Annotated in this window: 30 protein-coding genes and 1 pseudogene; 16 read left to right on the top strand and 15 right to left on the bottom strand. The window is 66.5% G+C overall.

Annotated elements, in window-relative coordinates:
* Position 1: 1 nt before the first annotated feature.
* A complete protein-coding gene (locus QLQ85_RS14145; RefSeq protein WP_282739594.1) occupies positions 2–775 on the bottom strand; it encodes a YiiX/YebB-like N1pC/P60 family cysteine hydrolase in 774 nt (257 codons plus the stop codon).
* Between the two features lie 343 nt (positions 776–1,118).
* Between QLQ85_RS14145 and QLQ85_RS14140 the strand changes: the two genes are divergently transcribed.
* From QLQ85_RS14140 to QLQ85_RS14130, 3 genes are read left to right on the top strand one after another with little or no spacing between them, the layout of a single operon-like run.
* Positions 1,119–1,811: a TIGR04283 family arsenosugar biosynthesis glycosyltransferase gene (locus tag QLQ85_RS14140; RefSeq protein ID WP_282739593.1), complete on the top strand. Its 693-nt coding sequence runs from the start codon at positions 1,119–1,121 to the stop codon at positions 1,809–1,811.
* Positions 1,801–2,433 (top strand): TIGR04282 family arsenosugar biosynthesis glycosyltransferase, encoded by a 633-nt coding sequence (locus QLQ85_RS14135; RefSeq protein ID WP_282739592.1) that lies wholly within the window; start codon positions 1,801–1,803, stop codon positions 2,431–2,433. Before QLQ85_RS14140 ends, QLQ85_RS14135 begins: the two co-directional genes overlap by 11 nt.
* A gap of 9 nt (positions 2,434–2,442) precedes the next feature.
* A complete protein-coding gene (locus QLQ85_RS14130) occupies positions 2,443–2,679 on the top strand; it encodes a hypothetical protein (RefSeq protein WP_282739591.1) in 237 nt (78 codons plus the stop codon).
* Positions 2,680–2,695: 16 nt separating this feature from the next.
* On the opposite strand, the gene QLQ85_RS14125 is transcribed toward QLQ85_RS14130, so the two are convergent.
* On the bottom strand, positions 2,696–2,890 hold the full coding sequence (locus QLQ85_RS14125) for a hypothetical protein (RefSeq protein WP_282739590.1): 195 nt from the start codon (positions 2,888–2,890) through the stop codon (positions 2,696–2,698).
* A gap of 237 nt (positions 2,891–3,127) precedes the next feature.
* Between QLQ85_RS14125 and QLQ85_RS14120 the strand changes: the two genes are divergently transcribed.
* Positions 3,128–3,748, top strand: coding sequence for a sigma-70 family RNA polymerase sigma factor (locus QLQ85_RS14120; RefSeq protein ID WP_282739589.1), 621 nt, complete (start codon positions 3,128–3,130; stop codon positions 3,746–3,748).
* Positions 3,745–3,939, top strand: coding sequence for an anti-sigma factor family protein (locus QLQ85_RS14115; protein ID WP_282722065.1), 195 nt, complete (start codon positions 3,745–3,747; stop codon positions 3,937–3,939). Before QLQ85_RS14120 ends, QLQ85_RS14115 begins: the two co-directional genes overlap by 4 nt.
* 91 nt (positions 3,940–4,030) lie before the next feature.
* Here QLQ85_RS14115 and QLQ85_RS14110 read toward each other — a convergent pair whose 3' ends face one another.
* Positions 4,031–4,588, bottom strand: a complete 558-nt coding sequence (locus QLQ85_RS14110) for a hypothetical protein (RefSeq protein WP_282739588.1) — start codon at positions 4,586–4,588, stop codon at positions 4,031–4,033.
* Complete coding sequence (locus tag QLQ85_RS14105; protein ID WP_282739587.1) at positions 4,585–5,625, bottom strand: DUF3179 domain-containing protein; 1,041 nt, start codon at positions 5,623–5,625, stop codon at positions 4,585–4,587. The genes QLQ85_RS14110 and QLQ85_RS14105 overlap by 4 nt, the downstream gene beginning before the upstream one ends.
* 429 nt (positions 5,626–6,054) lie before the next feature.
* On the opposite strand from QLQ85_RS14105, the gene QLQ85_RS14100 reads away from it, so the two are divergent.
* Positions 6,055–6,288 (top strand): zf-HC2 domain-containing protein, encoded by a 234-nt coding sequence (locus QLQ85_RS14100; protein ID WP_282739586.1) that lies wholly within the window; start codon positions 6,055–6,057, stop codon positions 6,286–6,288.
* A 230-nt stretch (positions 6,289–6,518) separates the two neighbouring features.
* Here the strand turns inward: QLQ85_RS14100 and QLQ85_RS14095 are convergent, their stop codons facing one another.
* The 4 genes from QLQ85_RS14095 to QLQ85_RS14080 all read right to left on the bottom strand — a co-directional run bounded on the left by QLQ85_RS14095 (position 6,519) and on the right by QLQ85_RS14080 (position 10,500).
* On the bottom strand, positions 6,519–7,004 hold the full coding sequence (locus QLQ85_RS14095) for a DUF302 domain-containing protein (protein WP_282739585.1): 486 nt from the start codon (positions 7,002–7,004) through the stop codon (positions 6,519–6,521).
* A complete protein-coding gene (locus tag QLQ85_RS14090; protein WP_282739584.1) occupies positions 7,004–7,573 on the bottom strand; it encodes a DinB family protein in 570 nt (189 codons plus the stop codon). The genes QLQ85_RS14095 and QLQ85_RS14090 overlap by 1 nt, the downstream gene beginning before the upstream one ends.
* Positions 7,574–7,670: 97 nt before the next feature.
* On the bottom strand, positions 7,671–7,946 hold the full coding sequence (locus QLQ85_RS14085; RefSeq protein WP_282739583.1) for a hypothetical protein: 276 nt from the start codon (positions 7,944–7,946) through the stop codon (positions 7,671–7,673).
* Between the two features lie 148 nt (positions 7,947–8,094).
* Positions 8,095–10,500 carry a PqqD family peptide modification chaperone gene (locus QLQ85_RS14080; protein ID WP_282739582.1) on the bottom strand — a complete coding sequence of 802 codons (2,406 nt, stop codon included), beginning with the start codon at positions 10,498–10,500 and terminating at the stop codon, positions 8,095–8,097.
* A gap of 152 nt (positions 10,501–10,652) precedes the next feature.
* Between QLQ85_RS14080 and QLQ85_RS14075 the strand changes: the two genes are divergently transcribed.
* The 3 genes from QLQ85_RS14075 to QLQ85_RS14065 all read left to right on the top strand — a co-directional run bounded on the left by QLQ85_RS14075 (position 10,653) and on the right by QLQ85_RS14065 (position 13,033).
* A complete protein-coding gene (locus tag QLQ85_RS14075; RefSeq protein WP_282739581.1) occupies positions 10,653–11,240 on the top strand; it encodes a TetR/AcrR family transcriptional regulator in 588 nt (195 codons plus the stop codon).
* A 106-nt stretch (positions 11,241–11,346) separates the two neighbouring features.
* Positions 11,347–11,916: a carboxymuconolactone decarboxylase family protein gene (locus tag QLQ85_RS14070; protein WP_282739580.1), complete on the top strand. Its 570-nt coding sequence runs from the start codon at positions 11,347–11,349 to the stop codon at positions 11,914–11,916.
* A 160-nt stretch (positions 11,917–12,076) separates the two neighbouring features.
* Positions 12,077–13,033, top strand: coding sequence for a sulfurtransferase (locus QLQ85_RS14065; protein WP_282739579.1), 957 nt, complete (start codon positions 12,077–12,079; stop codon positions 13,031–13,033).
* An 11-nt stretch (positions 13,034–13,044) separates the two neighbouring features.
* On the opposite strand, the gene QLQ85_RS14060 is transcribed toward QLQ85_RS14065, so the two are convergent.
* Positions 13,045–13,728, bottom strand: a complete 684-nt coding sequence (locus QLQ85_RS14060) for a haloacid dehalogenase type II (RefSeq protein WP_282739578.1) — start codon at positions 13,726–13,728, stop codon at positions 13,045–13,047.
* Positions 13,729–13,870: 142 nt separating this feature from the next.
* On the opposite strand from QLQ85_RS14060, the gene QLQ85_RS14055 reads away from it, so the two are divergent.
* The 4 genes and pseudogenes from QLQ85_RS14055 to QLQ85_RS14040 all read left to right on the top strand — a co-directional run bounded on the left by QLQ85_RS14055 (position 13,871) and on the right by QLQ85_RS14040 (position 18,866).
* Positions 13,871–14,257: a heavy-metal-associated domain-containing protein gene (locus tag QLQ85_RS14055; RefSeq protein ID WP_282739577.1), complete on the top strand. Its 387-nt coding sequence runs from the start codon at positions 13,871–13,873 to the stop codon at positions 14,255–14,257.
* A 4-nt stretch (positions 14,258–14,261) separates the two neighbouring features.
* Entirely contained in the window at positions 14,262–14,507 is a 246-nt protein-coding gene (locus QLQ85_RS14050; RefSeq protein ID WP_282739576.1) for a hypothetical protein, read from the top strand.
* Positions 14,508–14,624: 117 nt separating this feature from the next.
* Positions 14,625–17,063, top strand: coding sequence for a heavy metal translocating P-type ATPase (locus tag QLQ85_RS14045; RefSeq protein ID WP_282739575.1), 2,439 nt, complete (start codon positions 14,625–14,627; stop codon positions 17,061–17,063).
* Between the two features lie 357 nt (positions 17,064–17,420).
* Positions 17,421–18,866 (top strand): annotated as a pseudogene (locus tag QLQ85_RS14040) (TrkH family potassium uptake protein).
* A gap of 50 nt (positions 18,867–18,916) precedes the next feature.
* On the opposite strand, the gene merR reads toward QLQ85_RS14040, so the two are convergent.
* On the bottom strand, positions 18,917–19,339 hold the full coding sequence (gene merR, locus QLQ85_RS14035) for an Hg(II)-responsive transcriptional regulator (protein ID WP_456070615.1): 423 nt from the start codon (positions 19,337–19,339) through the stop codon (positions 18,917–18,919).
* Positions 19,340–19,433: 94 nt separating this feature from the next.
* Here merR and merF point away from each other — a divergent pair, with 94 nt between their 5' ends.
* Both merF and merA read left to right on the top strand, forming a co-directional pair.
* A complete protein-coding gene (gene merF / locus QLQ85_RS14030; protein WP_282739573.1) occupies positions 19,434–19,724 on the top strand; it encodes a mercury resistance system transport protein MerF in 291 nt (96 codons plus the stop codon).
* 5 nt (positions 19,725–19,729) lie between these two features.
* Positions 19,730–21,136 carry a mercury(II) reductase gene (merA, locus tag QLQ85_RS14025; protein WP_282739572.1) on the top strand — a complete coding sequence of 469 codons (1,407 nt, stop codon included), beginning with the start codon at positions 19,730–19,732 and terminating at the stop codon, positions 21,134–21,136.
* Between the two features lie 93 nt (positions 21,137–21,229).
* On the opposite strand, the gene QLQ85_RS14020 is transcribed toward merA, so the two are convergent.
* Both QLQ85_RS14020 and QLQ85_RS14015 read right to left on the bottom strand, forming a co-directional pair.
* A complete protein-coding gene (locus tag QLQ85_RS14020) occupies positions 21,230–22,066 on the bottom strand; it encodes a sterol desaturase family protein (RefSeq protein WP_282739571.1) in 837 nt (278 codons plus the stop codon).
* A gap of 14 nt (positions 22,067–22,080) precedes the next feature.
* Positions 22,081–22,737, bottom strand: a complete 657-nt coding sequence (locus tag QLQ85_RS14015; protein WP_282739570.1) for an ArsR/SmtB family transcription factor — start codon at positions 22,735–22,737, stop codon at positions 22,081–22,083.
* Positions 22,738–22,843: 106 nt separating this feature from the next.
* Between QLQ85_RS14015 and QLQ85_RS14010 the strand changes: the two genes are divergently transcribed.
* Positions 22,844–23,188 (top strand): DsrE/DsrF/TusD sulfur relay family protein, encoded by a 345-nt coding sequence (locus tag QLQ85_RS14010; protein WP_282739569.1) that lies wholly within the window; start codon positions 22,844–22,846, stop codon positions 23,186–23,188.
* Between the two features lie 249 nt (positions 23,189–23,437).
* Here the strand turns inward: QLQ85_RS14010 and QLQ85_RS14005 are convergent, their stop codons facing one another.
* The 3 genes from QLQ85_RS14005 to QLQ85_RS13995 form a co-directional block, all read right to left on the bottom strand.
* Positions 23,438–24,385 carry a cyclodeaminase gene (locus QLQ85_RS14005; protein ID WP_282739568.1) on the bottom strand — a complete coding sequence of 316 codons (948 nt, stop codon included), beginning with the start codon at positions 24,383–24,385 and terminating at the stop codon, positions 23,438–23,440.
* Between the two features lie 14 nt (positions 24,386–24,399).
* A complete protein-coding gene (eutB, locus tag QLQ85_RS14000; RefSeq protein ID WP_282739567.1) occupies positions 24,400–25,404 on the bottom strand; it encodes a hydroxyectoine utilization dehydratase EutB in 1,005 nt (334 codons plus the stop codon).
* Between the two features lie 90 nt (positions 25,405–25,494).
* Positions 25,495–26,907, bottom strand: a complete 1,413-nt coding sequence (locus QLQ85_RS13995; RefSeq protein ID WP_282739566.1) for an aminotransferase — start codon at positions 26,905–26,907, stop codon at positions 25,495–25,497.
* Positions 26,908–26,931: the final 24 nt, after the last annotated feature.

Below are 26,931 nucleotides of genomic sequence, written 5' to 3'. Positions count from 1 at the left end.
GTCACATCTCCGGCAACGCGTCCTCGGTCTCGCTCCATGCCAGGCGTCGGGGGTCGAAGCCATCGACGAGGACCGGCTTGACGATCTCGAAGTAGGGCGAGAGGTCGAAGTCACGCGGCGTGAACAGGCTGTAGTGTCGACGCCGCAATACCCGACGGCGGCATCCGCTACAGCGCCGTGGATCGTCCTGCCACTCCTCGGTGGGCAGGATCGGATAGCGTACCGCCTGGAAGGCCTGGGCGATCAGGGTCGAGCAGATCGCCCGGGTGGGATCACCGCTACCCAGGGACAGCATGTGTCGGCGCCAGCGTGCCGGCACGGGCGGCAAGGGCAGCAGGTAGCGGGCCAGATCGAAGATGTTGCGCAGGTCGTAGCGATGCCCCACGCGCCGACAGGCAAACCTTGCCAGCGTCTCGATATCCTCGGCCCCGAGCCCCATCGGCCGGCAGATGCGTAGTGGACAGCCAGCGTACTCATCGAATCCCACCACCCGCACGCCCTCGGCGAGGTCGGCCTCGACGAAGCAGGCCCCGGGGCGTCCGCCGGCTCGTTCGGCCACCTCACTGCCGACGAACAGCGCGGCATGGGACCAGGAGGACTGGGTCAAGTACTTGATCACCGTACTCAGCCGTGAGGAACCCTCGACCAGCAGCACATCACCCGGCCGCAGGCAGGCCAGCACATCACGCTCGATGCGGGTCTCGGCCCGGTGCCAGGGTCGCGGGCAGGAGAGCCAGCAGCTCAGCATGTAACCGATGCGGCTCAAGAGTGTCATGGCTGACCCTCCCCTTCTCCCGACAGCATAAGCCTCATGTCCCCGAGCCTGGCCGGATGGGCATGCCCGTCGTGTCACTCGCGCCTGGAATCACGCCATGGTCACTGCAGGCACTGGGGATGAGAAATCGAGGTCATACTACTCAAGCCGTTCATGACACGCCTCCCTCTGGGAGATGGCCAGGTTTACGAATGCCACGCCATACCGTTTAGTGGCAACAAGCCTGCCCCCCTTACGCCCTCGCATCGCTATCGACACCATGAGGGTGCGGTAAGATACGGGGCTCCGGCACGACACAACATGGACAAGCCGACCACCACGACTCTGGACAGGACCGCCTGCCATGTCAGCAGCGCCGCGACTGAGCGTCATCATCCCCGTCCTCGACGAGGCGGCCACCATCGAGGCCCGGCTCGATCGACTGCTGGGCCTGTGGTTGTGCGGTGCCGAGATCATCGTGGTGGACGGCGGCAGCCGAGACGACACCCTCGCCAAGGCCTGCCCCGTGGCCACGCGAATCATCCAGTGCCCACCCGGGCGCGCCGTGCAGATGAACACGGGGGCCCACGCCGCCAGGGGCAGCCAACTGCTCTTTGTGCATGCCGACACCCGGCTGCCACGACGCGCCGATCTCCTGATCGACAGGGCGCTGGCCGGGCGTCACTGCTGGGGGCGCTTCGATATCAGGCTCGAGGGCCGGCACCCCATGCTGCCGGTCATCGCCACGGCCATGAATATCCGGTCCCGGCTCACCGGCATCGCCACCGGCGACCAGGCGCTTTTCATGACCCGTGAGGCATTCACCACCGTGGGAGGCTTTCCCGAGCAACCCCTGATGGAGGACATCGAGATGTCTCGTCGACTGAAATGCCTCTCTCCCCCCGCCTGCCTGCGCCACAAGGTGGTGAGCAGCGGCCGGCGCTGGGAGCAGCAGGGCGCCTGGGCGACGATCTCCCTGATGTGGCGGCTGCGCTTTCGCTACTGGCGGGGCGCATCGCCGGAGGCCCTGGCCCGGGAATATCGTCATGTCCGCTGACTTTCCCCTGGCGATACTGGCCAAGGCACCGATCCCCGGCGAGACGAAGACCCGGCTGATCCCGGTGCTCGGCGCCGAAGGTGCCGCCCGACTGCATGCCGCCCTGCTGCGCCATGCCCTGGAGATCGCCGCGGCCGCCACGTCGGCCCACCGCATCACCCTGTGGACTGCACTGGATCACGGCCACTCGCTGTTCCTCGAGCTGGCCGACCGTTACGGCATCGAACTGCGCGCCCAGCCGGAGGGTCACCTGGGGGTGCGCATGCATCACGCCCTGAGCACCATGGCCGGCCCGGGGCTGTTGATCGGCTGCGACTGCCCCATGCTCACGCCGGTGCTGCTGCAAGGCTGCCGGAAGGCCCTGGACCGGGCAGACGCCGTCTTCCTGCCCGCAGAGGACGGTGGCTATGCCCTGGTCGGAGCCCGACGCGCCGATCCGCAACTCTTCGCCGCCATCGACTGGGGCACGTCACGGGTGATGGCCCAGACCCGACGGCGAGCCCGTGAGCTCGGCTGGCGACTGGCCTGTCCGACCAGCGTCTGGGATGTGGACCGGCCGCAGGACCTGCAGCGACTCGCCCTCGATTTCCCCCGTCTCGCCCCATCCGCAACTGTTCAATGAGACATCTGCATGCCAACCATCACACCGATGGGTCACCCGGCTTTCACTGAACGCTCACTCGATGCGTGTATTGAGGTAGTAGTGGTCCAGGGTATCGGCTCGCCCGCCGAACTTGTTGGCGTGGACCTCGAGTACATAGTCACCCTGTTCAAGGCGCTGCTTGATGATGAACTCCCCACCGCCTCGATGGGTCCGGGTAACGATGTTGCCATTACCATCACGCAGGACGGCTTTCAGGCCACATGAGGCGCACCCCCGCTGTTCATTCCACGGCTTCTGATCGTGACGAGGGACGGCTCATCCACCTGTAACTGATAATGAGCGACACCGTTGAATCGGTGAGAGGGCGCATTACCTCCGTCAGGATGAAGGGGCCATTGTTTCGCATGGCGCAGGCCTGACCAAGGATCAGAATTGCCGTCATGACAACTGTCGCGACCGTGGTTGCGCGTTTCATTGTGCCTCTCCTCAACGGAGAGATTCTGGTCAGGATTACCTATCGCGAGCCCTTGGACATTTGTAGAGGAAAAGGAAATTTTCTTTCGCAATATATCATCACCATGAAGACGGCTTGGCGCTATGCATTTTCCAGAAGAATCTTCGATAGAGTGTCCTCCGGAGAGAGCAGGAAACGACATCGACAGAGTGTCTTGCCATAATGGACGAACCAGCATGACTCGGGAGCGAACACCACATGACGGACGAGACGATCCTCCAGGGGGATGAGGATGACGGCATGACCGGATCGGCCACACGCATGGAACGCCTGACGGCCGTGCGGCCTCGACTGCTCTCCTTCGCCCGCCTGCACCTGCGTGACAACGCCCTGGCGGAGGATGCCGTGCAGGAGGCCCTGACGGCCGCCATCGAGAAGGATGCGAGCTTCGCCGGACGCTCCGGCTACGAGACCTGGGTCTTCGGTATCCTCAAGTACAAGATTCTCGACTCGCTGCGCGCCCAGAAGCGCCAGGGCAAGTGGCAGCCGTTGGAAGACGAGAGTGACGACGACGCCATCGATCGCCAGTTCCAGCAGAATGGCCGCTGGCAGGACTACGCTCGCCCCGCCAGTTGGGGAGAGCCTGATACCATCTTCGAGAACGAGTACTTCTGGCAGGTGTTCGACGCCTGCATGATCGCGCTGCCGGACAATGCTGCCCGGGTCTTCTCGTTGCGCGAGCTGATGGGGCTCTCTACCGAAGAGATCTGTCGGGAGATCGGCATCAAGGAGAACAACTGCTGGGTGATCCTGCACCGCGCCCGGCTACGCTTGCGTGCCTGCCTGGAGAAGGGCTGGCTGAGGGAGGAAACGCCATGATGATGTGCAAGGGGGCGACCCGCCTGATGTCGCTCAAGCAGGACCGCCGCCTGACGTTCCAGGAACGACTCTCACTACGCCTGCACCTGATGATGTGCGACGCCTGCACCGAGTGCAACCGCCAGTTCGACCTGCTGCACGAGGCGGGACGACGCCACACACCGGAGCTGCAGGAGGACGACGCCCGCTAGTCGCCGGCGGACTCGATAGCGATGCCTTCCAGGGCTTCCGCCACCCTGTCCCGCGGCAGATCACGGTCTTCGAGATCGTGGCGCCGGCACGTCAGCGGGGGCTGACTTGCCCGACCAGCCGACGCAGGCTGAGCCACAACCCGGCCACCAGCAGCAACAGCGCGACGGGAACCAGGAGCGGCGTCAGGCTGGCCAGGACCCCGGCAATCGGCAGCCCCAGCCAGATGAGCACTATGGGCGCACAGCAGGCCCCGCCGGCCAGCAGCGCCGGAATGGCTCCCAGCAGGCCGGTGCTCGTCCCGCCCAGGCCACACTGCCGCGGGGCTCGCCACAGCCACCAGCCGGCCACGACGTTCAACCCCACCAGCAACCCCATGGTAGCGGCGATCAGGGTATTGAACGGACTGAAGGTCCACACCAGCGCCCCCAGGCCGATCAGCCCCACCGGTTCGAACTGGAACGGGCCCCGTGTCTGGAAGGCCCGCGCCCAGGCGGGAAAGGCCGCCTGCCAATCACCCGTTCCCCCCTCGGCGATGTCACCGGTCAACCACAGGTAGAGCAGCGTATAGGCGGCCATGATCACGCTCACGGCGACGACCGTGGCGGGGCGCGACAGCATCCGGAGGATGACCCGGGCAAGCGGCTTCATGGCGCCTCCTGCCCCTCATACAGATGGGTGTCGGGATAGAAGGCGGCCCAGGCGAACCACATGGCCTCGAAGCCATTCACCGCCTCGAGCGAGTCGATGCCCGGTCCGGTGACACCCTCGGCGGTAAAATCGAGTTCTGCTGACTGGATCTCGACTCCCTGGGGATTATGGAAGGCCCAGCCGGTGTCCAGCCCCGGGTCATGAATGACGGTGTAGCGACGCTCGCCCAGCGCGACATCGACCACGCCCTCCTCGCGCAGCGACTCACGGGTAATGGCCAGTGCGCCCTCCGGGCCACGCAGGCCGAAGACCTCGGTCTTGGGCGGGAAACGATCATCGCGGGTCATCACCGGGAACAGCCGCCGGCTGTCGGGGGCATAGTAACCGCCGAGCGGGTTGTAGCTCCCGTAGGGGTCGCGTCGATAGTTGCGGACGAAGCCGGTCTGGTCGGTCAGCACCTCGGTCTCGGGATGACGTGCCTGCCAGGCCCCCCAGGTGGTCCAGAACACCCGGAACTCCTCCAGCCCCTGGCCCGCCAGGGGCCCGTCGATGGCCACTCCCAGGATCTGGGGCCATTCGCTGTCGGTGGCGCGGTCATACATGACCAGGTTGCTGTTGACCAGCTTGCCGGAGGCACCGAACTCGGTCTCGCCCCGCTTGAAGCCCAGTGCGGTGCCCGTCAGGGGGCAGTAGGTGATGCTCAATGCCTCACCGCCCAGTTCGTCATTGACGATCTCGTGCCAGACCAGGATGCGCTGGGAATAGGCCCTGGCCCGGCCACGGTGGTAGACACCGATGACCTTGTCATCGTCCTCCAGCGTCGCCTCTTCTGCTGACTGAAAGCGGGGGCGATCGATGGACGGAATCCCGTCCTTGCCGGGCCCTCCCGAGCGTACTGCCTCCCGGAACGACTCGAAGGAGTACACCACCGGCACCAATGGTGGATCCGGGCCGGGGGGCGCCGCGAGTGCGGGTGACAGCGGTGCAAGCCCCAGGGCGATACTCAACACGGAATAGCGCAGTACACAGGGTGTCATGAGATCCTCCTCCGGCGACTGATCGTGCCTTGATACAGGTGAAACCCATCAGTCCAGATACCTTTCCGCTACCACATGACTGACCTGAAACAGCGGTGCCACATCCGTGAACCGGTCCTCCCTGTTTAGTGGGAAGATCGCCTGCATCATTACACCTGATGTTTCCCCACTTGAAAGAACTGCCCCTTGTGCGCAGCGGTCATCGATGAAGGAGGGGTGTAAGGAGCAGCAAGGCCTGGCGACGGAACTCTCAGGATCCCGTGCGCCATCGTGCTGGTTCCCCCAGACGCCAGCCATGACCGGAAAGACAGCGGGATCCAGATCACGGCGGAGGTTACGCAGGACCACAGGCAGCGCTTGGTGGCCGCCAGGCCCCGGCTGGTCGCTTTCGCACGCCTGCATCGAGCGGGGCTGGCTCATGGAGAAGGTATGATGTTCAAGATGATGATGTGCAAAGAGGCGACTCGCCTGATGTCCAAACAGCTCGACACCTCACTGACATTCCAGGAAAAACTTTCACTCAATCTTCATCTCGCCATGTGCCATGCCTGCACGCAATGTAACCGGCAGTTCAGACTACTTCATCAGACCGGAAGACATTTCGAGATTACGCTCGACAAGCAGGCCGGCACTCCGCCTCACAGGGACGGCGACGAGACATGAAGAACCATGTTCATCCCCATGATATAGCGATATAGAGGTCTCTTTGAGCACAGCAATGCGGGGGGAAACTAGCCGACGAAAGTCAATATAGTGCGAAAAACCGGGGGTCTTTCCTGGCAGGCTCATTCGGTGAATGATGTCAGGTCATCGAGCCAGGAGCGTGATAGTCAATGGTCCAATGCCTTCACGTCTCGGGGGCATCTACTGGCCTTGCACGAGGGGGAAGCGAGCTACTCTGCCCCCTTCACCGCCCGGCTCGCGATGGCCTCGAACACGGCATCGAGCTCACGGCCGATCTCCGCCACCCCCTCGCCGCCCTCCTCGACATAGGGAGCAAGCACATGACTCGGAGTCTTCCAGGACAGGGTGGCGCTGCCATCCTCGTTCTCGGTGACGTAGAAGCGGATGGGCGCCTCGATCATGGCCGGGACGCTGAGACGCAGGGTGCGCACGGCGAAGTCGTTGCGAAAGACGCCGACCACCCGATTGCCGGGAATCGACTCGCCACGCTGGGCCGCGGCCTCGGTGGGCCCGGCCTCCGTCACGACGAACATCCCTTCGGCCGCGACGGCGGCGTGCAGGGCTTCGAGCAGTTCTGTATAGGCGAGTGACGTGGGAACCACCTCCCACCCCTGCTCGGGCCAGCGGGTGTCCGCCGTCACGGGCGCGGCCAACAGGAGGGCCAGGAGCCATGTCGTCAGTATCATCCTGGCCATCAGGCACTCCTCGCCGATACCGGAACAGTGGCTTCACGCTGCCAATGTCGCAGCGTGGAAGGGTGGACCCCGAACGCCTCGGGCAAGGCGATGCCGACCTGCTCGGCCAGCAGTCCGAGGATCGCCATGTGATGAATGGTGTGGCTGGTCAGGAAGGCGAGTTCGCGCGCCAGACTGGTCTCCAGTAGCAGCGCGCGGTCGCCGACGTGATAGGTCTGGCCCAATCGAACCGATGGACACCGGTCGATCGCAGCCGCCAGCGCCGCCTCGATCTCGGCCAGTCGCTGAGCCGCCTGCTGCGGCCACTGCTCGAGGAGCTCATCGCGACGGCGACGCTCGTAGTCGATCACGTCGCCATCGGCCTCCAGGCCGCTCAGCAGGGCGTCGTAATGGTCGATGATATGGCGGACGTGCTTGCCGAGCGTATGGTGTCCGTGATGGCCGAAGGCCTGCCGGTAGTGCTCCGGTGCCAGATCACCGACGAAATGCCTCAACTGTGACAACGCCAGGAAGTTCTCCTCGATGAGTCCCTCCTGCGGCGGAAATGACGCGTGTGCTATGGGCGACATGGCGGTTCACCTGTTGTTCGCAAGTCAAGGAAGCCGTGGCCGTGGCCGGCGCCAGTGGCGTCCGGCCCGGCCACCCGCTCAGGGGCCTGAAGATCGGTTACTCCTCGGCCTCGGCTTCGGCCTCACCTTCGCCTTCACCTTCGGCTTCACCCTCTGCCTCAGCCTCTGCTTCTTTTTTCTCTTCCTCATGAGCCTCCGCCAGCATCAGGGGCGCTTCCTGGCCACTGGTGAAGGCGGGTTCGGCCGACGTCTCGCCGGCCACGGCCTGGACGGCCGCGCCACTGGCCACCAGCACCAGTGCCGGGGCCGCGTAGCCGAACTGGCGGCTGAGACGGCACAACAGGCTTCTACGCTTCTCGTCTTGCAGTGTCATGATCATGACCTCCATGATGACGATTGGGCGACATGCGGCTGCATGCCGTCGTGCAATGAAGGCAGCCCTCGCGGCTGGCTTCTCCTCGGCGTCACCGCCATCGAGCGGCGCCGCCCTCTGCTCGGGTATCTGCCGGTGCCGGCAGCCCTCAACCATTGGCCGTGGCCGCCCCGGACCAACTGGCAACGGTTCCTGGCTCGCCAAGCGTGTCCAGCCAGGCGGAAACCGCCGTCGAGGAGAGCACCTCCTCGCCAGGCGACACCGAGCGACGGTCGAGCCCGGACAACCACTCGCCGAGCGCCGTCACCGTGTGCGCGTCCAGTGGCTCGCCGGTGGCGGAGACGCAGCACGGCAGCAGCGCCCCCAGGACGTCCAGCGGGGAGGACGGCTCCAGGGCATCACCCGGGTTCTCGTCGAGGCGCGCGCGCAGCACACCGCGGATCTCGACGGCCTCGGGGACCCCGGCCGGGCCGCCGACGGCCACATCCGGCATGGGCAGGCCCAGCGACTCGACCCTTGGCGCCCCGGCCATGGCCAACCGCAGCCCCCGCGTCAGGACACCACCCGACGTCGACACCAGCCGCTGCCAGGCTTCGCCGGGCTGCTCCCCGGCAGGGAACAGGCAGAGCACCCCCGAACCCTGGGGGGTGACCAGCAGCCCGGCATCGATCACCAGGCGTTCCGCCGTGGCGGCCTGGCGCACCAGGTGGGCCAGCAGCGCCGGGCCGAGTTGCGCCAGCGTCAGTCGCGACGCCAGCACCTCGCCGTCGGCCGCCAGGGTGTAGCCTGCCGGGTCACGCAGGACCTCGAGCCGCGGCAATCGGCTCGCCGCCTCGTCGCTCAGCGGCGCGAGCCGGCCCTCGAGCAGCGCCGATAGCCGGGCGGCGGCGGGGGCGCTGTCGAGATACAGGGCCCAGCGCTTGGCGTCGAACGCCAGTTGCATGGCCCGGCCCGACGAGGTCGCGGTCGACGGCATCGAGGGCGACTCCCCTGCGACGGTCGACGACGACACCGCCCGGTCGCCCTGCTGACACAGCAGGCCGGCGCTGCACCAGCGGGCCAGTGTGGTCCACACGTCACGGCGCAGCGCCGCGTGGTCCGGTGGGGTGTCGCCGTCGGTGACTGCCGCACGGGCCAGCTCGAGGGCAATGGCGTCGGGGTCCAGTCCCTCCGTCGCCAGCAGCCAGATCAGCGCCGCCGAGTCGTTGGGCCGGTAGTAGCGACCGGTATGGGTGGCATAGAGCGCGAGCTGGTCGTCATCCAGCAGTTCCGCCACATGGCGGCGCTGCAGCACCGGGCGGGGAACCGCGTGGCGCGCCAGGCCATCGGCCAACAGGCAGTCGGCGAGCCCCGGCAGTGAGAAGTACGGCAGATAGCGTGACGGCTCCGCCGCCGGGAGCAGGCGCTGGAAGTCTCCGGCGCGGGCCAGCTCCGCCTCGGCCTCGGTGACCAGATGGGTGCCGTCGTTGGCAGCGGGTGACTCGTCTGCCGGCGACGTGGCGCCACCGATGCCCAGCAGCGAGATCATGTCCCGGACCAGCCCCCCCTTGACGGCCTCCTCGATGCGCCCGCCACTCTCCGGCCCGGCACAGATGCCCAGCGACGGGCTGAGGTTGCACTCGAGAATCCAGGGCTTGAGGGTGTCGTCCACCAGGCAGTCGAGCCCCAGCAGCTCGTAGCATCCCCGAGGGTCGGCGCCGGCCCGGGCGGTGCGCTGCCGAATGGCATCCACCGCGGAAATCACCGTCAGGGCGACCAGGTCCTGGATCCGTGCGAAGAGGCGGCCATCGTCATGACCCTGATCGCGGAGCCATTGCCGATAGCGGTCGAGGTCGATGAACTCCACGGGCACCTCCGCCCGGGTGTTGAGGGCGTTGATGTCCGGGTTGGTCAACTGGCTGTAGGGGTTGTCGGCATCCTCGGGGTCCCAGGGTTCGGAGGCCAGCTTGGCGAACCCCTGGCGATAGAGATAGACGCGCAGCGGCTCGATGGCCGAGATCAGCACATAGAGCCGCAGGACATACTTGTGCCCGCGGATGGTATGGGGATTGGCGAGGTACTCCTGGACCATCCAGTCGGGTGCGAGTGGCACCTCGGCCACGTCGCGCAACACCCTGACGCCCTTGCCCTTGGAGGCGTTGGTGGGCTTGAGGATCCAGCGCTGCCCCGGGTTCGTCCGGGCCGCCTCCTGGAGGGCATGATAGTCATGGGGCATCACGTAGGCCCGAGGGAAGAACGCCAGCCGCGCTGCCAGTTCACTGTCGGCGCCGTGGCTCTCGTGAATGCGCTCACGCAGCGTCGCCAGGCTGTCGTGCAGCCGGCTCTTGACGGTGAGCGCCGCATTGCCCGGAAAGTGGTTGAGCCGGCGCTGCGGCGAGACCCGGCGGAACTGTTCGGCATCGGGCATGCCGGTGACCCAGCCGGCATCCCAATGGGTCTCGTCTCCTGGCTTCCAGCCCAGCGGTTCCAGGGCCTCTCGAAAGAATCGATCCTGTTCGGCGGCCCGCTTGCCCCCCAGCCAGAAGTGCCGTGTCGGCGAATGCTGCTCCGTCATTCCCGCGATCTCCTGTTCGGCCGTCGCTGTTGTCGTGTGGTGTGCCGTGATGACTCTGTCGTCGCATGCACCCGGTCCTTACACCGATAGCCACCGAGACGCGATCCGTCTCGGGATTGATTTATGGACTGATCGGTACTAAATTTCAGGGCATGACACGAGGACGCCCCATCGCATTCAGCCCCGACGCCGCCGCGAACGCCGCCATGCAGGTCTTCTGGGCCCGTGGTTACGACAGTGCCTCGACCCGTGACCTGCTGGCGGCCATGAACATCTCGCGCAGCAGCCTCTACCAGGCCTTCGGCAACAAGGAGCAGCTGTTCCTCGAGGCGCTGCGCCGCTACCGCGGCAACCTGATCGGTCGGCTGAACCGCCGGCTCGAGGCGTCACCCTCGGCCATGGCCTTCCTGGAGGGCCTGTTCGGGGAGACGGCCCGGGAGGCCGGCAGCGAGCGTGCCGCCCTGGGCTGTCTGATCTTCAACTCGGCCAGCGAACTCGGCCAGCGAGGCGACCTCGCGGCGAGCGAGGCCCGACGCAGCGTGGAGGCCATCACCGGGCTGTTCCACGCGGCCGTCATGCGGGCCCAGGCCGAGGGCGACATTGCCGCGGATCGCGATTCCCTGGCACTCGCGACCTACCTGACGCTGGGCATGGCCGGCCTGCGCACCCTGCTCAAGTCCGGTACCGATCACGCGCAGGCAGGCGCGGCCGCAGAGTTGCTCCTCGACACGCTTCGCTGACGGCACTTGATTGAAGCCGTCAGGCTTCACCCTAAATATGGACCAAGTGATCCATATATGACCCGACACCCATTGCGGTGTCCCACCATGCGACAGGAGGCCCATCATGGCAGCCGACTATCAGATGCAACTCGCGCCCCAGACCCTCGACAACGCCGACGCCAAGGCCCGGCCGCTGCTCGAGAAGGCCAATGACAAGCTGGGGTTCGTGCCCAAGATGTACGAGGGCATGGCCAAGGCGCCCGGCGTACTGGACACCTACCTGCACGGCTACGAGCTGTTCCGCCAGGAGTCCGGTTTCGCCCCGCCCGAGCAGGAGGTGGTCTTACTGACCATCAGCCGGCTCAACGGCTGCGGCTACTGCATGTCCGCCCACAGCATGCTGGCAGAGAAGATGTCCCGGGTGCCCGCCGACGTGATAGAGGCGATCCGCGAGGACCAGCCGATCCCTGACGCACGCCTTGCCGCCCTGAGCGAGTTCACCCGGGTGATGTTCGAGACCCGCGGCATGCCGACCCGAAACGACGTCAAGGCCTTCCTGGAGGCCGGCTTCGAGGAGGCGCAGGTGCTGCAGATCGTCTTGGCCCTGGCGGTGAAGACCCTGTCCAACTACGCCAACCACGTCAATCATCCCGAGCTCGACGAAGCCTTCGCCGGCCACGCCTGGCGGGGCTGATGACCCCTTGCTTACCCGGCACTCCGTTGCCAGCAAATAATGGCACCGAAGAGTTATAGCCAATGGTTATTAATAGGTCAGCAAGGAATCTTGGCGGCGCGCTGCCCTGCCGGGGGGGCACGCCTAGCATCGTGTCATCCCCGATGAAGGAGGACGCCTCATGAGACGCATCCTGTTCCTGGCGGCCGGCGCCCTGGCCATCGCCGGCCCGGCCCACGCCATGCATCCCTCTCCCCTGGTCGAGGCCGAATGGCTCGACCAGCAGTTGGGCAGCGACGACCTGGTGGTGCTGGACGTTCGCTCCTCCATCGACGATGGCGGCGATCGCGACACCTTCGAGGCCGCGCGCATCCCGGGCAGCCGTTACAGCAACTATACCGACGCCGGCTGGCGCGAGGACCGGGACGAGGTGGCCGGGCTGCTGCCCGACGTCGAGGACCTGGAGGCGTTGATCGGCGGCCTGGGCATCGGCAACGACGATACCGTGGTCATCGTGCCGGCAGGCACCGGCCCCACCGACTTCGGCAGCGCCGCGCGTGTCTACTGGACCTTCAAGGTGCTGGGGCACGACGAGGTGACGATCCTCAACGGCGGCTTCGCCGGCTGGGAGCAGCAGGGCCACGAGGTCGCCAGCGGCCCGGTGGGCGACACCGAGGCGGTCAGCTTCGAGGGCACCCTGCGCGAGTCGCTGCTGGCCACCACCGCGGAGGTGGAAGCGGCCCGCCAGGCCGAGGAGCAACTGGTGGACGCCCGGCCGCCGGCCTTCTTCACCGGTGAGACCCAATCGCCCGCGACCCGGGCTCCCGGCACCATCCCGGGGTCGGTGAACCTGCCCCATGACAGTCACCTGGTGGAGCAGCACGGAGCCTACTACCTGAAGCCAGAGGGGCTGAAGGCGCACATCGACGAATTGGGGCTGGACCGCGAGGCGCCCACCGTCGCCTTCTGCAACACCGGCCACTGGGCCGCCAGCGGCTGGTTCCAGCTCAGCGAGGTGGGCGGCTTCGAGAACGCCACCATGTACGACGGCTCCATGGCCGAGTGGACCGCCAGCGACTCGCGCCCGGTACGGCTGGCCGACCGAGGCACCCTCGCCGTCGGCGAGCTGCTGGAATAAGGGCTGTCGCCTCAGCCTAGCCGCTCGGACAGGGCGTCGAGATCCGCCACCGTCATGTCGGGCTCGATGCCCCAGGGGTCGAAGGGCGCATCCAGGCTGCGGCGCACCCAGGCGGCGTGCAGGCCGGCATGCCGGGCGCCGATGACGTCGAAGGGGTTGCTGGAGATCAGCCAGGTATCCCCGGGGGTGACCTCGAGCCGGTTGCGCAGGTGCGCATAGACCGCCGGGTCGGGCTTGAAGCGCTTCACCTCATCGACGCTGATCACCGCCTCGAAGTGCTCGAGCAACCCGGCCTGCTCGAGCAGCCCGCTGACCGCATCAAGGGTGCCGTTGGAGAAGGCCACGCAACGCACCCCGGCCGCGGAGAGCCGTGACAGGGCCGCGGCCGCCTCGGGGAAGGCCGGCAACCGGGCATAGGTGGCCATCAGATGGTCCTTGTCGACGTCGGCCAGGCGGGTCTGCAGGGCCCGGTCGGTGAACTCCAGCGCCTCCCGGGTACATTGCGAGAAGGCCACATAGGCCCCCATCAGGCCCCGCCGGAAGCTGTATTCGAGCTGCTTGTCGCGCCAGCGCCGCGAGAACTCGGCGGCCAGCTCCGCCTTGCCGGAGGCGCCGAGCCGCTCCTCCAGCTCGGTGACCACACCATGGGTATCGATCAGGGTCCCGTAGACATCGAAGGCCAGCACCGTTGCCATCCGCTCGGCTCCTTGGATTGACGAATTGCCATGCCAGCAGCATGGCGCCTGACGGGCGCGGACTCAAGGGGGAGCGAGAAGACCATCCGCCTCGACCGGCACCGGCGCCCGCCCTGCCCTCGGTACCGAGGCTGGCTGCGATATGGATCAGAAGCTCGAGCGACTCCGGCGTATCCGCCGGGGTCTGCTGACGTTGCTCGACCGTTGCCCGGGAGAGGGCCCGTTGCGGTGCTGTTCCATCCTCGACGCCCTGGAGCACGACGAGGTGCTGACCGTCGAGACGACGAATCGACAGGAGAGAGGCATGCAGACAGTGAAACTCACGATCAAGGGCATGCACTGCGACGGCTGCGCGGAGATCGTCCGCCACGTTCTCGAACAGCAGCCGGGGGTCAAGGGATGCTCGGTTTCCCATGCGAACGGCGAGGCCAGGGTGGCGGTCGACACCACCCAGACCCCCGCTGAGCGGCTCGCGGAGGCGGTTCGCGGTGCAGGGTACTCGGCAAGCATCGCGTCCGAGGCAGACTAGCGCCTTGGAGATCGTCGCTGCCTTGCCGCTTGCCGCGCGGGCTGCGGCCGGCGGGGGCGTCATCTTCGGCGCCGCCACTCTGCTGGTGTTCGGCCTGGCGCTCTCCAGCCCCCTGGTGCTTGCCGTTTATACTGCCCGTGGCCGGCGTGGGCTCGAGGCCCTCGCGCGACTCGCCGGACGCATGCCCCGCTGGACGGGCGGCGTACTGGTGGGGCTGGGTGGCTGGACCCTCTGGTTGGCGTTCTCATAGCCCGGTACACCGACGCCTCTCGCCTGCCTTCCCGCCTCGCCCCCCGGCTGCGCTTGACTCCGTAGTCCAGTACGGGCCCTACCCTTGAAGCATGACCTCATCACCTGCGGGGCAGCCATGTCGACGGCAACCACAGCGATACCGGAAGACAGCCTCCAGCCATGGAGCCTGGAACCGACCGACGAGCCGGAGATCCGACGGGTACGCGCCCACATCGGCGGGCTGCACTGCTCGCTATGCACCGGCACCATCGAGCGTGCCCTGGGACAGAAGCCGGGCGTACGCCGGGTGGCGGTCAGCCTCACCCACGAACAGGCCCTGGTGGAATACGACACGCGCGAGACCAGTGCCGAGGCGTTGATGGGCACCCTGCAGGCCATCGGCTATCGCCTCAGCGACCCCCGCAAGGTCGAGCCCTACGCGAACCAGGAGCACGACCTGGCCCGCGAGCGCAACCGCTTCCTGGTGGCGCTGGCCGCCAGTCTGGCGGCGGTGGGTCTGATCGTCGATCCCGGCTCGCTGTGGACCCTGGGGCTCTCCACCCTGGTCTATGTCAGCCTGGTGATGTTCGGCTATGCCGTCCTTCGCGGCCAGGGCACCGGAGCCGCCCTGGGCGGTAGCGCCCTGTTGGCCCTCGGCGGCCTGATCCTGTTCGGGCTGCGCGCCGGAAACATGCTGGCGGGCCAGGAGGCGATCCTGGTAGCGGTCCTGGCGGTGGCGATGGTGTTCGGTATCGCCCGACAGATGCTGATCATGGCCTATCAAGCGCTGCGCCGTGGCATCCTCAACCAACATGTGCTGGTGGAAATCGGTGCCTTCGCGGGCCTGGTCGGCGGCGGCATCGGCCTGGCGGTGCGACCCGACGGCTACCCCACCGCCGCCTTCTTCGCCGTCTCGGTCATGGTGCTGACCTACCACCTGTTCTCCGAGTGGCTCTCGCTGATCGTCAAGACCCGCAGCTCCCAGTCGGTGCGCCGCCTGCTCGACCTGCAGCCGGAGACCGCCCACGTCATCGACGAGGGCGGCGAACGCGACCTGCCGGTGGCGCAGGTGGAAACCGGCATGCGGGTGCGTATCCGCCCCGGAGAGCGTATCCCGGTGGACGGCGAGGTCATCGCTGGCGACTCGGCCGTGGACCAGTCCCTGGTCACCGGTGAACCGCTGCCGATCGAGAAAACGCCGGGCGATACGCTGGTCGGTGGCGCCATCAATGGCAGCGGCACGCTGGTGGTGCGGGTGACGGCCACCGGCGAGGCGAGCTTCCTGCAGCAGGTGGTGCGCAGCCTGGAGGATGCACGGGCGCTCAAGCCGGGCCTGCTGCATCTGGTGGACCGGGTGCTGCGGGTCTATACGCCCACGGTACTGGTCGTCTCCGCGCTGGCCTTGGTGTTCTGGATGAGTGCGCCGCTGCTCTGGGGGGGCGGGCCCGACCCGGAACGGGCCGTGTTCGCCGCCCTCACCGTGCTGGTGATGGGCTATCCCTGCGCGGTGGGCATCTCCGCGCCGCTGTCCATCGTGCGTGGCGCCGGCGAGGCGGCCGATCAGGGGGTGCTGATGCGCACCGGCGAGTCCTTTCAGGCCCTGCGGCGCGTCACCACCGTGGTATTCGACAAGACCGGCACCCTCACCGAGGGCCGCCCCGCGGTACTCGACATCACCAGTGTCGACGGCGACGACGACACCCTGTTGTCGCTTGCAGCTGCCGTTGAGAGCGCCTCGGAACATCCCCTGGGCCGTGCCGTGGTCGAAGCGGCCCTGGCACGGGACCTGGCGATTCCCGACGTCACCGAATTCCAGGCACAGTCTGGCCGCGGCGTCACCGCCCGGGTCAACGACGAACCGGTATGGGTCGGCAGCCCGGCCTTTCTCGTCGAGCAAGGCATTGAACTGGGGCCGGTCAGTGAAGGCATCGAGATCGCCGAGCGCCAGGGTCAGACGGTCATCGTCGTCGCCCGTTGCGCGCGGTTGCTGGGGGCCATCGCCCTGGGCGATGCCCTGCGCGGCGACGCCGCGGAGACCGTGCAACGGCTCCACTCGCTCGGTGTTCACACCGCGCTGGTGACCGGCGACAACGCGCGCACCGCCCGGCATATCGCCAGCCTGGTGGGCATCGAAACGGTCCATGCCGGGGTGCTGCCGGAACAGAAGGCCGACTTGCTGCGGAAGATGCAGCGCGGGGGGCGGGTCGCCATGGTCGGCGACGGCATCAACGACGCCCCGGCGCTGATGCAGGCGGACGTGGGCATCGCCATGGGCAGCGGCACCGACATCGCCATCGACGCCGCCGACATCATCATCCTCAACGCACAGGTGAGCAGCGTGGTGGCCGCCTGGCGGATCAGCCACTGGGGGTATCGCAAGATGCTACAGAACGTCTCGTTGGCGTTTCTGTTCAACGGCATCGGCATCCCGCTGGCGTCCACCGGCCTGATCTACCCGGTGTGGGCCATGGTGGCCATGGCCGCCAGCGTGACCGCCATCTTCATCAATTCCCTGTGGCAGCGGCCATCGCTGCTCTTCGATGCCGTGGCCAGCGTGCGATCGAAGGCACCGTGAAGCCATGGTCCATCCTCCGCCCTGGAGCCCCCAGGCGGGTGGGGCAGAACAACGCTCCAATCAACGCGGCATGTCATCACGACCTCCCGGATTCACCCGTCATCTCTGGCACTGGGTGCCGTGGGTCGGCTGTAAGGAACCTGTCTTGAGCTCGACTCATTGATGGAGAGAAGACAAGAGCGATAAATGCTTCAGGAAGTGACCGACGCCGAGAGGCTGAGTGGAAATGGGATAAGCTGATGATCTAATCCTGGTCGGGTGACAACCTCGGAGCCGTCAGGTGGTCAGCATGACACCGCCTGAACACCTGCAGGCGTCGAAGAATCTCGTATCCCTTGTCAACCGGGAGCAGCTCTTATGGCGCGTCGAGGTCGTCACGGATCCAGTCTGAGCATCTTCCACCGGCTACGCGGGATTATCACCAATAAGCCGATGGCCATATTCGCCAGGATTCGCGATGCGCTCGCTACCAGCCCCCAACGCCTGCAGCGTTCCTGGCGAATCAGCCCGCCGTTCTTGCTGACCGCTGGATTCGTGGCATTGATCCTCGTGGGAACGGCACTGCTCAAGCTACCGCTCTCCGTAGACGCCTCCATTTCATGGCGCGAGGCCCTGTTTACCGCCACCTCCGCGGTAACCGTCACCGGACTGGTCGTCACCGAAACCGGCCCTACCTTCAGTGTCTGGGGCGAGGCGGTCATTCTCGTATTGATGCAGGCGGGTGGTCTGGGGCTCATGACATTCGCCGTGCTGGCATTGTTGTCACTCGGCGGGCGCATCAGTGGCCGACGTTCCCTGGTCGCAAGCGCCCCCTACAGCGAAACCCACCCTCGGGACGTCTTACGCACCGCCACGGCGGTGGTCAAACTGGCGCTGGTCATAGAAGGCATCGCCCTGGTGCCCCTGGCGCTGGTCTGAGTGCCCGAACATGGCTGGCTCCAGGGGCTCTGGTGGTCCCTGTTCCACACCGTCTCCGCCTTCAACAATGCCGGTTTCACCCTTTCCCCCGACAGCCTTATGGCGTACACCGGATACCCGGTCATCAATACGGTGATTCCCGCCCTCTACCTCATCGGAGGACTGGGCTTCATCGTGATCATGGGGATGCTCGACTATCGCCACAGCCGGCAACTGGACATCAACGTCAAGGTCGTGCTCTTCGGCACCGTAGTGTTGAGCCTCATGGGCGCCGCCATGATCTACATGCTGGAGTCGGATAACCCGGCCACCCTGGCAGCACTACCCGGACTTTCCGATCAGCTCTGGGCCTCCTGGCTGCAGGCGACGACGCCGCGAACCGCCGGTTTCAACAGCCTCGACATCAATGGCCTCACCCAGCCCACCAGCCTCGTGCTGATGCTGCTGATGTTCATCGGGGCGGGGGCCAACGGCACCGGCAGCGGCATCAAGGTGGCCACCCTGTTCGTCCTGCTCGCCGCCACCTGGACCTACATTCGGCGTCGACGCGAGCCCACGCTTTTTTCGCATGCCATCGATACGATCACCCTGCTCAAGGCGCTTGCGGTAACGGTGATGGCCGTCCTCGGCATCTTCATGGGTACCCTGGCCCTGTCCATCACCGAAGACGCCGATCTGCTGACGGTTGCGTTCGAAGCCACGTCCGCCCTTGGCACCGTTGGCCTGACGCGTGGCTTGACGACGGAGCTTTCCGGTTCGGGCCAGGTCATTATCATGATGATGATGTTCGTGGGACGTGTGTGTCCGCTGACGGTGGCCTATCTGGTCGGCTCCGCCTTTGCTTCCTCCCGGGACCCGATGCAGTCCGAATTGCAGATTGGTTAGAGGCATGACGATGGCATCCTGAAACCAGACAATCTCGTTGGCCTGCCGCCTTATTGTCTTGCCGGTCGTTCATCGGCAGTAGCCGACAAGCCTTCATGCAGTGACGCGATCAACGGACAAGTGACACGCCCTTGCCGCTCATGGCAGGCATGGACCCGTTCGGCCAGGACACGCTCGATACGCCGCAGGTCAGCCAGCTTCTCGCGGACATCCTTCAGCTTGTGCTCGGCCAGGGCACTGGCCTCTGCGCAGTGGGTGCCATCCTCCAGTCGCAACAACTCGGCGATTTCGTTCAGGCTGAACCCCAGCCGCTGGGCGGTCCTGATGAAGCTCAGACGCGCTGCGTCACTGTTGCGGTAACGCCGAATGCTGCCATACGGCCGATCCGGCTCCGGCAGCAACCCCCGGCGCTGGTAGTACCGGATAGTCTCGACATTGACGCCAGCGGCCTTGGCCAAGCCGCCGATGGTCATGGTCCCCGCTTCTCTCCGCATGGCGCTTGATTCCGTAGCTGACTACGGGAGTAAGCTTAGCTTAGTCACTGCAATTCCGATCAGAGTAGCCACTATGCCAAGACCGACGGAAAACCATGGCCTATCTGCCGCCCGTGGCTCGAACAAGAAAGGCGGCAGGAAAGATCCCGGGACCCTGCTGCGCGTCGGGGTGATCGGCACGGTGCTGGTCGCACTGTGCTGTTTCACCCCGATCCTGGTCATCCTGCTCGCTGCAGTGGGCCTGGCGGCACTGACGGGCTATCTCGACGTCGTACTGTTCCCTGCCCTGGCCGCCTTTATCGGCCTGAGCGTCTACGCCTTGTACAGTAAACGACAGCGGGATGCCGGGTCCCATAAGGAGTGACGATCATGAGTGACGACAAGAAGCTGCATATCGCCGTGATCGGTAGTGGCGGTGCCGCCATGGCCGCCGCCCTGAAGGCCGCCGAGCGCGGCGTTCGAGTCACCCTGGTCGAACGCGGCACCCTCGGCGGCACCTGTGTCAATGTCGGCTGTGTGCCGTCCAAGATCCTGATCCGTGCCGCACATATCGCCCACCTACGTCGCACAAGCCCCTTCGACGCGGGCCTGAGCCCCGGCACACCGACGGTCGATCGCTGCGAGCTGCTGGCACAGCAGCAGAGGCGGGTCGAGGAACTGCGCCATGCCAAGTACGCCACGATCCTGGCCGACAATCCGGCCGTTACCGTGCTGATGGGCGAGGCGCGCTTCGTCGATGCCCATGCCCTGAGCGTGCGCGCCGATGACGGCAGCGAGCGACGCATCAGCTTCGACCGGGCCTTTATCGGCACCGGCGCCCGCCCCACCATCCCGCCGGTGCCGGGGCTCGCCGAGACGCCCTACTGGACTTCTACCACTGCGCTGACCAGCGACACCATTCCCGAGCGTCTGGCGGTGATCGGCGCCTCGGTGGTGGCCGTGGAGCTGGCCCAGGCCTTCGCCCGGCTCGGCAGTCGAGTGACGATCCTCGCCCGCCGCCGCCTGCTATCCCGGAAAGAGCCGGCCGTCGGCGAGGCCATCGAGACCGCCTTCCGCGCCGAAGGGATCGAGGTGCTCAACGAGACCCAGGCCAGCCGTGTCGACTACATCGACAATGAGTTTGTGCTGGGGACCCATGCCGGGGATATCCGCGCCGACCGGTTGCTGGTCGCTACCGGTCGTATCCCCAACATCGAGACCCTGGGGCTGGAGGGCATCGGGATCGAAACCGCCGGTGGTGCGATTCTGGTGGATGAGCATCTGCGCACCACGGCCCCCGGCATCTATGCCGCCGGCGATTGCACCGATCAGCCACAGTTTGTCTACGTGGCCGCCGCCGGAGGCAGCCGGGCGGCGATCAATATGACCGACGGAGACACCAGGTTGGACCTCAGTGCCGTGCCAGAGGTGGTCTTCAGCGATCCGCAGGTGGCGACGGTGGGATTGACGGAGGCCGAGGCCAGAGCCCGTGGCATAGACGCCGAGAGCCGCACCTTGCCGCTGGACAACGTGCCGCGGGTACTGGTCAACTTCGACACCGGTGGTTTCATCAAGCTCGTTGCCGAACGCGACTCAGGGCGCTTGCTGGGTGTCCAGGCGGTCAGCGGCGAGGCGGGCGAACTCATCCAGACGGCGGTGGTGGCGCTGCGCGCGGGGATGACCGTGCAGGCCATCGGCGATGAGCTGTTTCCCTACCTGACCATGGTGGAAGGCCTCAAGCTGTGCGCCCAGACCTTCACCCGGGACATCAGGCAACTGTCCTGCTGCGCGGGATGAGCAATAAGACGAGCGCATCCGGACCAAAGGTACTTCAACCTCGTCGGATAAGCGGGTGGGCAATGCCGTGTCATTCTCCCTTCAGTGCCCCCCTCAAAGGCGATGCCGCTTCGCTTGCGCTTGCCTGCGTGGGGTCAAGAAGGGCTGGATCAGCATGCGATCCAGCCTGAGGTCGCGTGCCTCCCGGAAATCCTCGATGCCGAGCGTCATGCCGAGGTGCCCTGCGGCAGGCTGGTCGCGGTAGGTGCCGAACAGGCGGTCCCACCACGGCAGGTTGAAGCCGAAGTTGCTGTCCGTTTCGCGACGAACGATGGAGTGGTGGACACGATGCATCTCCGGTGTCACCACGAACAGGCGCAGCCAGCGGTCTAACCTGGTGGGCAGGCGGACATTGCCATGGTTGAACATCGAAGTGGCATTGAGCACTACCTCGAAGATCAGCACCGCCACCGCCGGCGCCCCCAGCGCGGCCACCACGGCGAGTTTGATGCCCATCGAGATCAGGATCTCCAGGGGGTGAAAGCGCAGGCCGGTGGTCACGTCGAACTCCAGGTCTGCGTGATGCATGCGATGGAGGCGCCATAACCAGGGAACCGCATGGAACAGCCGGTGCTGGAAATAGATGGCCAGATCCAGCACGACAACCGACACCCCTATCGCCAGCCATGCCGGGACCCCGACCCGGTTGAAGAAGCCCCAGCCTTGTTCGGCGGCGACCAGAGCGCCGCCGACGGCGGCAAGGGGAAAGACCAGGCGAACCGCCAAGGTATCCAGCACGACGATCAACAGGTTGCCTGGCCAGCGCCTGGCGCGACCTACGTGCTGGGGACGCCGACTGGCGACGACTTCCCACACGACCATCGCCAGCAGGACGAGGGCAAAAACGGCGCCCCGAATCAGCGGCTCATGGGACAAGAGCGAGTCACTCATGGCGGTGCCTCATGTCACGTCACGGGCAGGCCGGCCGCTTTCCACTCGGGATAGCCTTCCTCGAAGCGCCTGACGCGATAGCCGAGATGCCGCAGGCGCTGGACGGCCTCGCGTGACAGGGCGCAGTAGGGGCCCCGGCAATAGGCGACGATCTCCCTGTCCTGGGGCAGCTTGTCGAGCATGTCTTCCAGTCGTGCCAGAGGGATGTTGATCGCCTCGGGCAGGTGGCCGGCCGCGAACTCCTCCTCGGGGCGCACGTCCAGCAGCGCGACCTTGCCGCTTTCCAGCCCGGCCAGTAGCTCGTCCCGGGAGACTGCCTCCAGGCCCCCCTCAGCATCGTCGTCGGCGAATAGCCGACTCACCAGACGCTCCATCTCGGCCAGGTTGGTCTCGGCGACCTGCCTGAGCAGCCCCATCAGGGTGACGATACGCTCATCGGTCAGGCGGTAGATCATCTGCTTGCCGGCACGCGTGGCGGTCACGAGCCCCGTACGCCGCAGCTGCTGCAGGTGCTGGGAGGCATTGCCTACCGTGAGGCCGGCGGTACTGGCCAGCGTCTCCACCGCGGCGTCGCCCTGGGCCAGACGCTCCAGCAACGCCAGGCGATGGCCATTCCCCAAGGCGCGGGCGACCAGGGCCAGGGTATCGAGAAGGTCCTGTTGCGATGTCATCGGTTCCTCTCTGATCGAAAAGCGGGAGTATTCTGCCGCTTGACAGGAGGTTGCGGCCAGCACCATCATTCTATCACTTCATTGAATGATAGCAATGAGCCGCGCCATGCAGACTCTCATCATCATCAACGATCCTCCCTATGGCACCGAAAGGCTCTACAACGGCTTGCGTCTCGCTCACGCCTTGTTGAAGCGGGATGGCGAGGTGACGGTCTTCCTGATGGGGGATGCGGTGTCCGGCGCCAAGGCCGGACAGAAGACACCGGACGGCTTCTACAACACCGAACGCATGGTCAAGCGCGTCACGACCAAGGGGCGGGTCCTGTTGTGCGGCACCTGCATGGACGCCCGCGGGCTCACCGATGACGAGGTGGTGAAGGGCGCCGAACGCAGCACCATGGACGCCCTGGCCGAGGCCACCGAGCAGGCCGACAGGGTGCTGGTGTTCTGAACCGCCCACTCATCGCAGGAGACGAGGATTCATCACCGGGGTGAGCCTGGGCGGCGGGCTGGTCAGTTTCGCGGGCATCGCCATGGGTTCCTTCTCGCTCTGGTGGCCATCGGGGCACTGATGGCCGGCGAGCACCTCCTCGAGTCCATCCGAAAGGTAAGGGCACTGCGGCCGTGTACCGGGATCACACAGGGAGGGATGACCCCTTCAACCCCTTGATCCGGATACCCCGCGCACCCGGCAGGTCCATCAGTCGCCCGCCAGCCGCGACAAGGCGAAGCCGGCAATGGCGGTGTCCTGTACCCCGGTGCCGGTCAGGTCACACACCGTGATGGTGGCGTCCGACAGACGCAGCCGCTGGCCCTCGGCAATCACGCGGCCCAGCTCGTGCACCTTGAAGGGGGCCTCCCTGCCTCCCAGCGCCTTGAGCTCGCCGTTGCGCTCGCTCTGGGCACGGGTGTCGCAGACGAAGGCGTCGGCACGGGTCAGCACCGACTCGTCGAGTTCGCACTTCTCGGGGCTATCCGAGCCCATGGCGGTGACCTGCACGCCTTCGGGCAGGTCGCGTGCCCGCAGGATCGGCTCCCGCGACGGCGTGGTGGTGACGATGATGTCGGCCCGCTCGCAGGCGGCATGAACGCTGTCGTGGACATGCACGGCGAGGCCCCGGTCGCGCATCGTCCCGGCGTAGGCCTCGGCGGCCTCGCGGCGACGGGCCCAGACGTCGACGGTGTCGATGTCGCGCACCAGGCGCAGCGCCTCGACCTGGCGCTCGGCCTGCTCGCCGGCGCCCAGCACCGCCACGCGACGGCTGTTCTCCCGGGCAAGATGCCTGGCGGCGATGGCGCCGGCGAGCGCGGTACGCACCATGGTGAGATAGCCCTCGTCGAAGAGCACGGCGTCGACCAGGCCGGTCTTCGCCGAGAACACCATCATCAGGCCGTTGAGGCTCGGCAGGCCCAGCTTCGGGTTGTCGAAGAAGCCGGGGCTGACCTTGATGGCGAAGCGCTCGGCGCCGCGGATATGGGCGGTCTTGACGTCGACCTCGCCGTTGGACTCCTCGATGGCCATGGAGAGGATCGGCGGCTGGACGACCTCGCCGCGGCCCAGGGCGGCGAACCCCGCCTCCACCGCCGCCAGGGCGTCGCGATCGATATGCACGGCCGCGGCAATGGCATCGCGATGATAGAGCTGCATGACGTCCTCCCGAATCATTCGTCTCGTCCAGCGATTTTCCGCGCCCGGTCGAAGGTTTCAAGGGCGACCCCGTTGCCGGAGAGGATCAATGCCACCCTCTGTCCACGCACGTCGAGGCCGTGCTCGGCCAGGGCGGCCAGCCCCACCGACGCGGCCCCCTCCACCAGCAGCTTCTCGTGCTCGAGGATGTCAACCATGGCCTGGGCAATGGCGACTTCCGACACCTGCAGGTGGTCGTCCATCACCTCGCCCACCAGGGCAAAGGTACAGCGATTGTCGAGCCCGATGCCGCCGCCCAGCGAGTCGCCGAGACTCTCGATCTCCTCGACCTCGACGGGACGACCGGCCTGGAGGCTCTCCCACATGGCCGCCCCCGCCGACAGGCTCACCCCGGTGATGCGGGTCGCCGGACGAATCGCCTTCACCGCCGCGCCGATGCCGCCCAGCAGCCCGCCCCCCGATAGCCCGACGATGACACGGTCCAGCTCGGGCCGATCCTCCATCAGTTCCAGGCCGATGGTGCCCTGGCCCGAGGCGATCAGGGGATCGTCGAAGGGTGGAATCGGCGTCATGCCCTGCTCGCGCACCAGCCGTTCGACCTCGCCGAAGGCCTCGTCCTGGCTCCGGCCGACACGCCGCACCTCGGCGCCCAGCGCCTCGATGGCCCTGGCCTTGTTCTCCGGCACCAGCCGCGAGAGGCAGATCACCGCCGGCACGCCGAGGCGCGCGGCGGCATGGGCCACCGCCCGGCCATGGTTGCCGGTGGAGGCCGTGGTCACCCCCGGCTGCAGCGCCTCGCGGCCACGCCGTTCGATCAACGCCGCGATCATATTGGTGGCGCCGCGCAGCTTGAAGGCGCCGGTCGGCTGGCAGGTCTCCAGCTTGAGCAGCACCTCGGCGTCGAAGCGCGCCGACAGCGCCGCCGAGCGGATCAGCGGCGTGCGCGCCACCTGGCCGGCGATACGCCGGCGGGCCTGGTAGATCGAGGCGAGTGTCACGCCGTGTCTGGACTCAGCCATGGAAAGGTCTCCCGCTCCCCATCCGGATACTCTTCACCATACAAGATCGCCGCGAGGAACACCCCGCGGCGACATGGAACTCCCCTCGGCTCAGGCGGCCTTGATGTCGCCCGAGCGGAGCAGCTCGCCGGCCACCTTGTCCACCGCGCGCTTGGCGCGGGCGACGATCTCGTCGACCTCGGCCCGGCCGGTGGTGAGCGGCGGCGCGAAGCCGAGGATGTCCCCTTGCGGCATGGCGCGGGCGATCAGGTTCTCGTCGAGTGCCGCGGCGGCGATGCGCGGGCCGACCTTGAGCGCCGGGTCGAAGGCCTGGCGCCGGGCCGGGTCGGCGGCGAACTCGAGGGCGGCCAGCATGCCCACGCCGCGCACGTTGCCGACGATGGGGCTATCGCCGAACGCCTTCGCCATGGCCTGCTGCAGGTAGGCGCCGGTCTCGGCGGCGTTGGCGGTCAGCCCCTCGCGCTCGATGATCGCCAGGTTGGCCAGGCCCGCGGCACAGCCCAGGGCGTGGCCGGAGTAGGTCCAGCCGTGGCCGATGGGACCGAACTCGCCGGTACCCTGCTCGAGCACCTTCCACACGCGGTCGCCGACGATCACCCCGGAGAGCGGCTGGTAGGCGCTGGTCAGCCCCTTGGCCACGGTGATCAGATCGGGCTTGATGCCGTAGAAGTGGCTGCCGAAGTCGGTGCCGATACGCCCGAAGCCACACACCACCTCGTCGGCGATCAGCAGCACGTCGTACTTGGCCAGCACCGCCTGGATCTCGTCCCAGTAGCCCTCCGGCGGCGGCACGATGCCGCCGGTGCCGAGCACCGGCTCGCCGATGAAGGCGGCCACGGTATCGGGCCCCTCCGTGAGGATCATCTCCTCGAGCTTCGTCGCACAGTGCTTCGAGAACTCGCGCTCGGTCATGCCGTCGAGCTCGGCGGCCCGCTGGTAGTAGAACGGCGCCTCGGTGTGGCGGATCGTCTCGATGGGCAGGTCGAAGTGGTCATGGAACGCCTTGAGACCGGTCAGCGAGCCCGAGGCGATACCGGAGCCGTGGTAGCCGCGCATGCGCGAGATGACCTTCTTCTTCTGCGGACGACCGAGCACGTTGTTGTAGTAGCGCACGATCTTCAGCTGGGTCTCGTTGGCATCACTGCCGGACATGCCGTAGTAGACCTTGGACATGCCGGGGCCGGCGAGCTCGAGGATCTTCTCGGAGAGCGCGATCTGCGGCTCGTTGGAGTGCCCCACATAGGTGTGGTAGTAGGAGAGCTCGAGCGCCTGCCGGTAGATCGCCTCGGCCACCTCGGTGCGACCGTAGCCGATGTTGACGCAGTAGAGGCCGGCGAAGCCGTCGATGAACTCGCGGCCGTCCTTGTCGACGATGGTGATGCCCTGGCCACCGGTGATCACGCGGCCCGGCGCATCGCCATGGGCGAAGTCGCGCAGGTGGGTGGAGGCGTGGAAGGTCACCTTGCGGTCACGGTCGATCAGGTCCTGGTGCTGCTGGCTCATGTCTCTCTCCTTGGGCTCCCCGGC

The sequence above is a fragment of the Halomonas kalidii genome (assembly GCF_030010475.1).
GTDB classification, from domain to species: Bacteria; Pseudomonadota; Gammaproteobacteria; order Pseudomonadales; family Halomonadaceae; genus Halomonas; species Halomonas heilongjiangensis.
The sequence above is the reverse complement of the archived record's forward strand: the minus strand, read 5'-3'. Positions and strand labels throughout refer to the sequence as shown.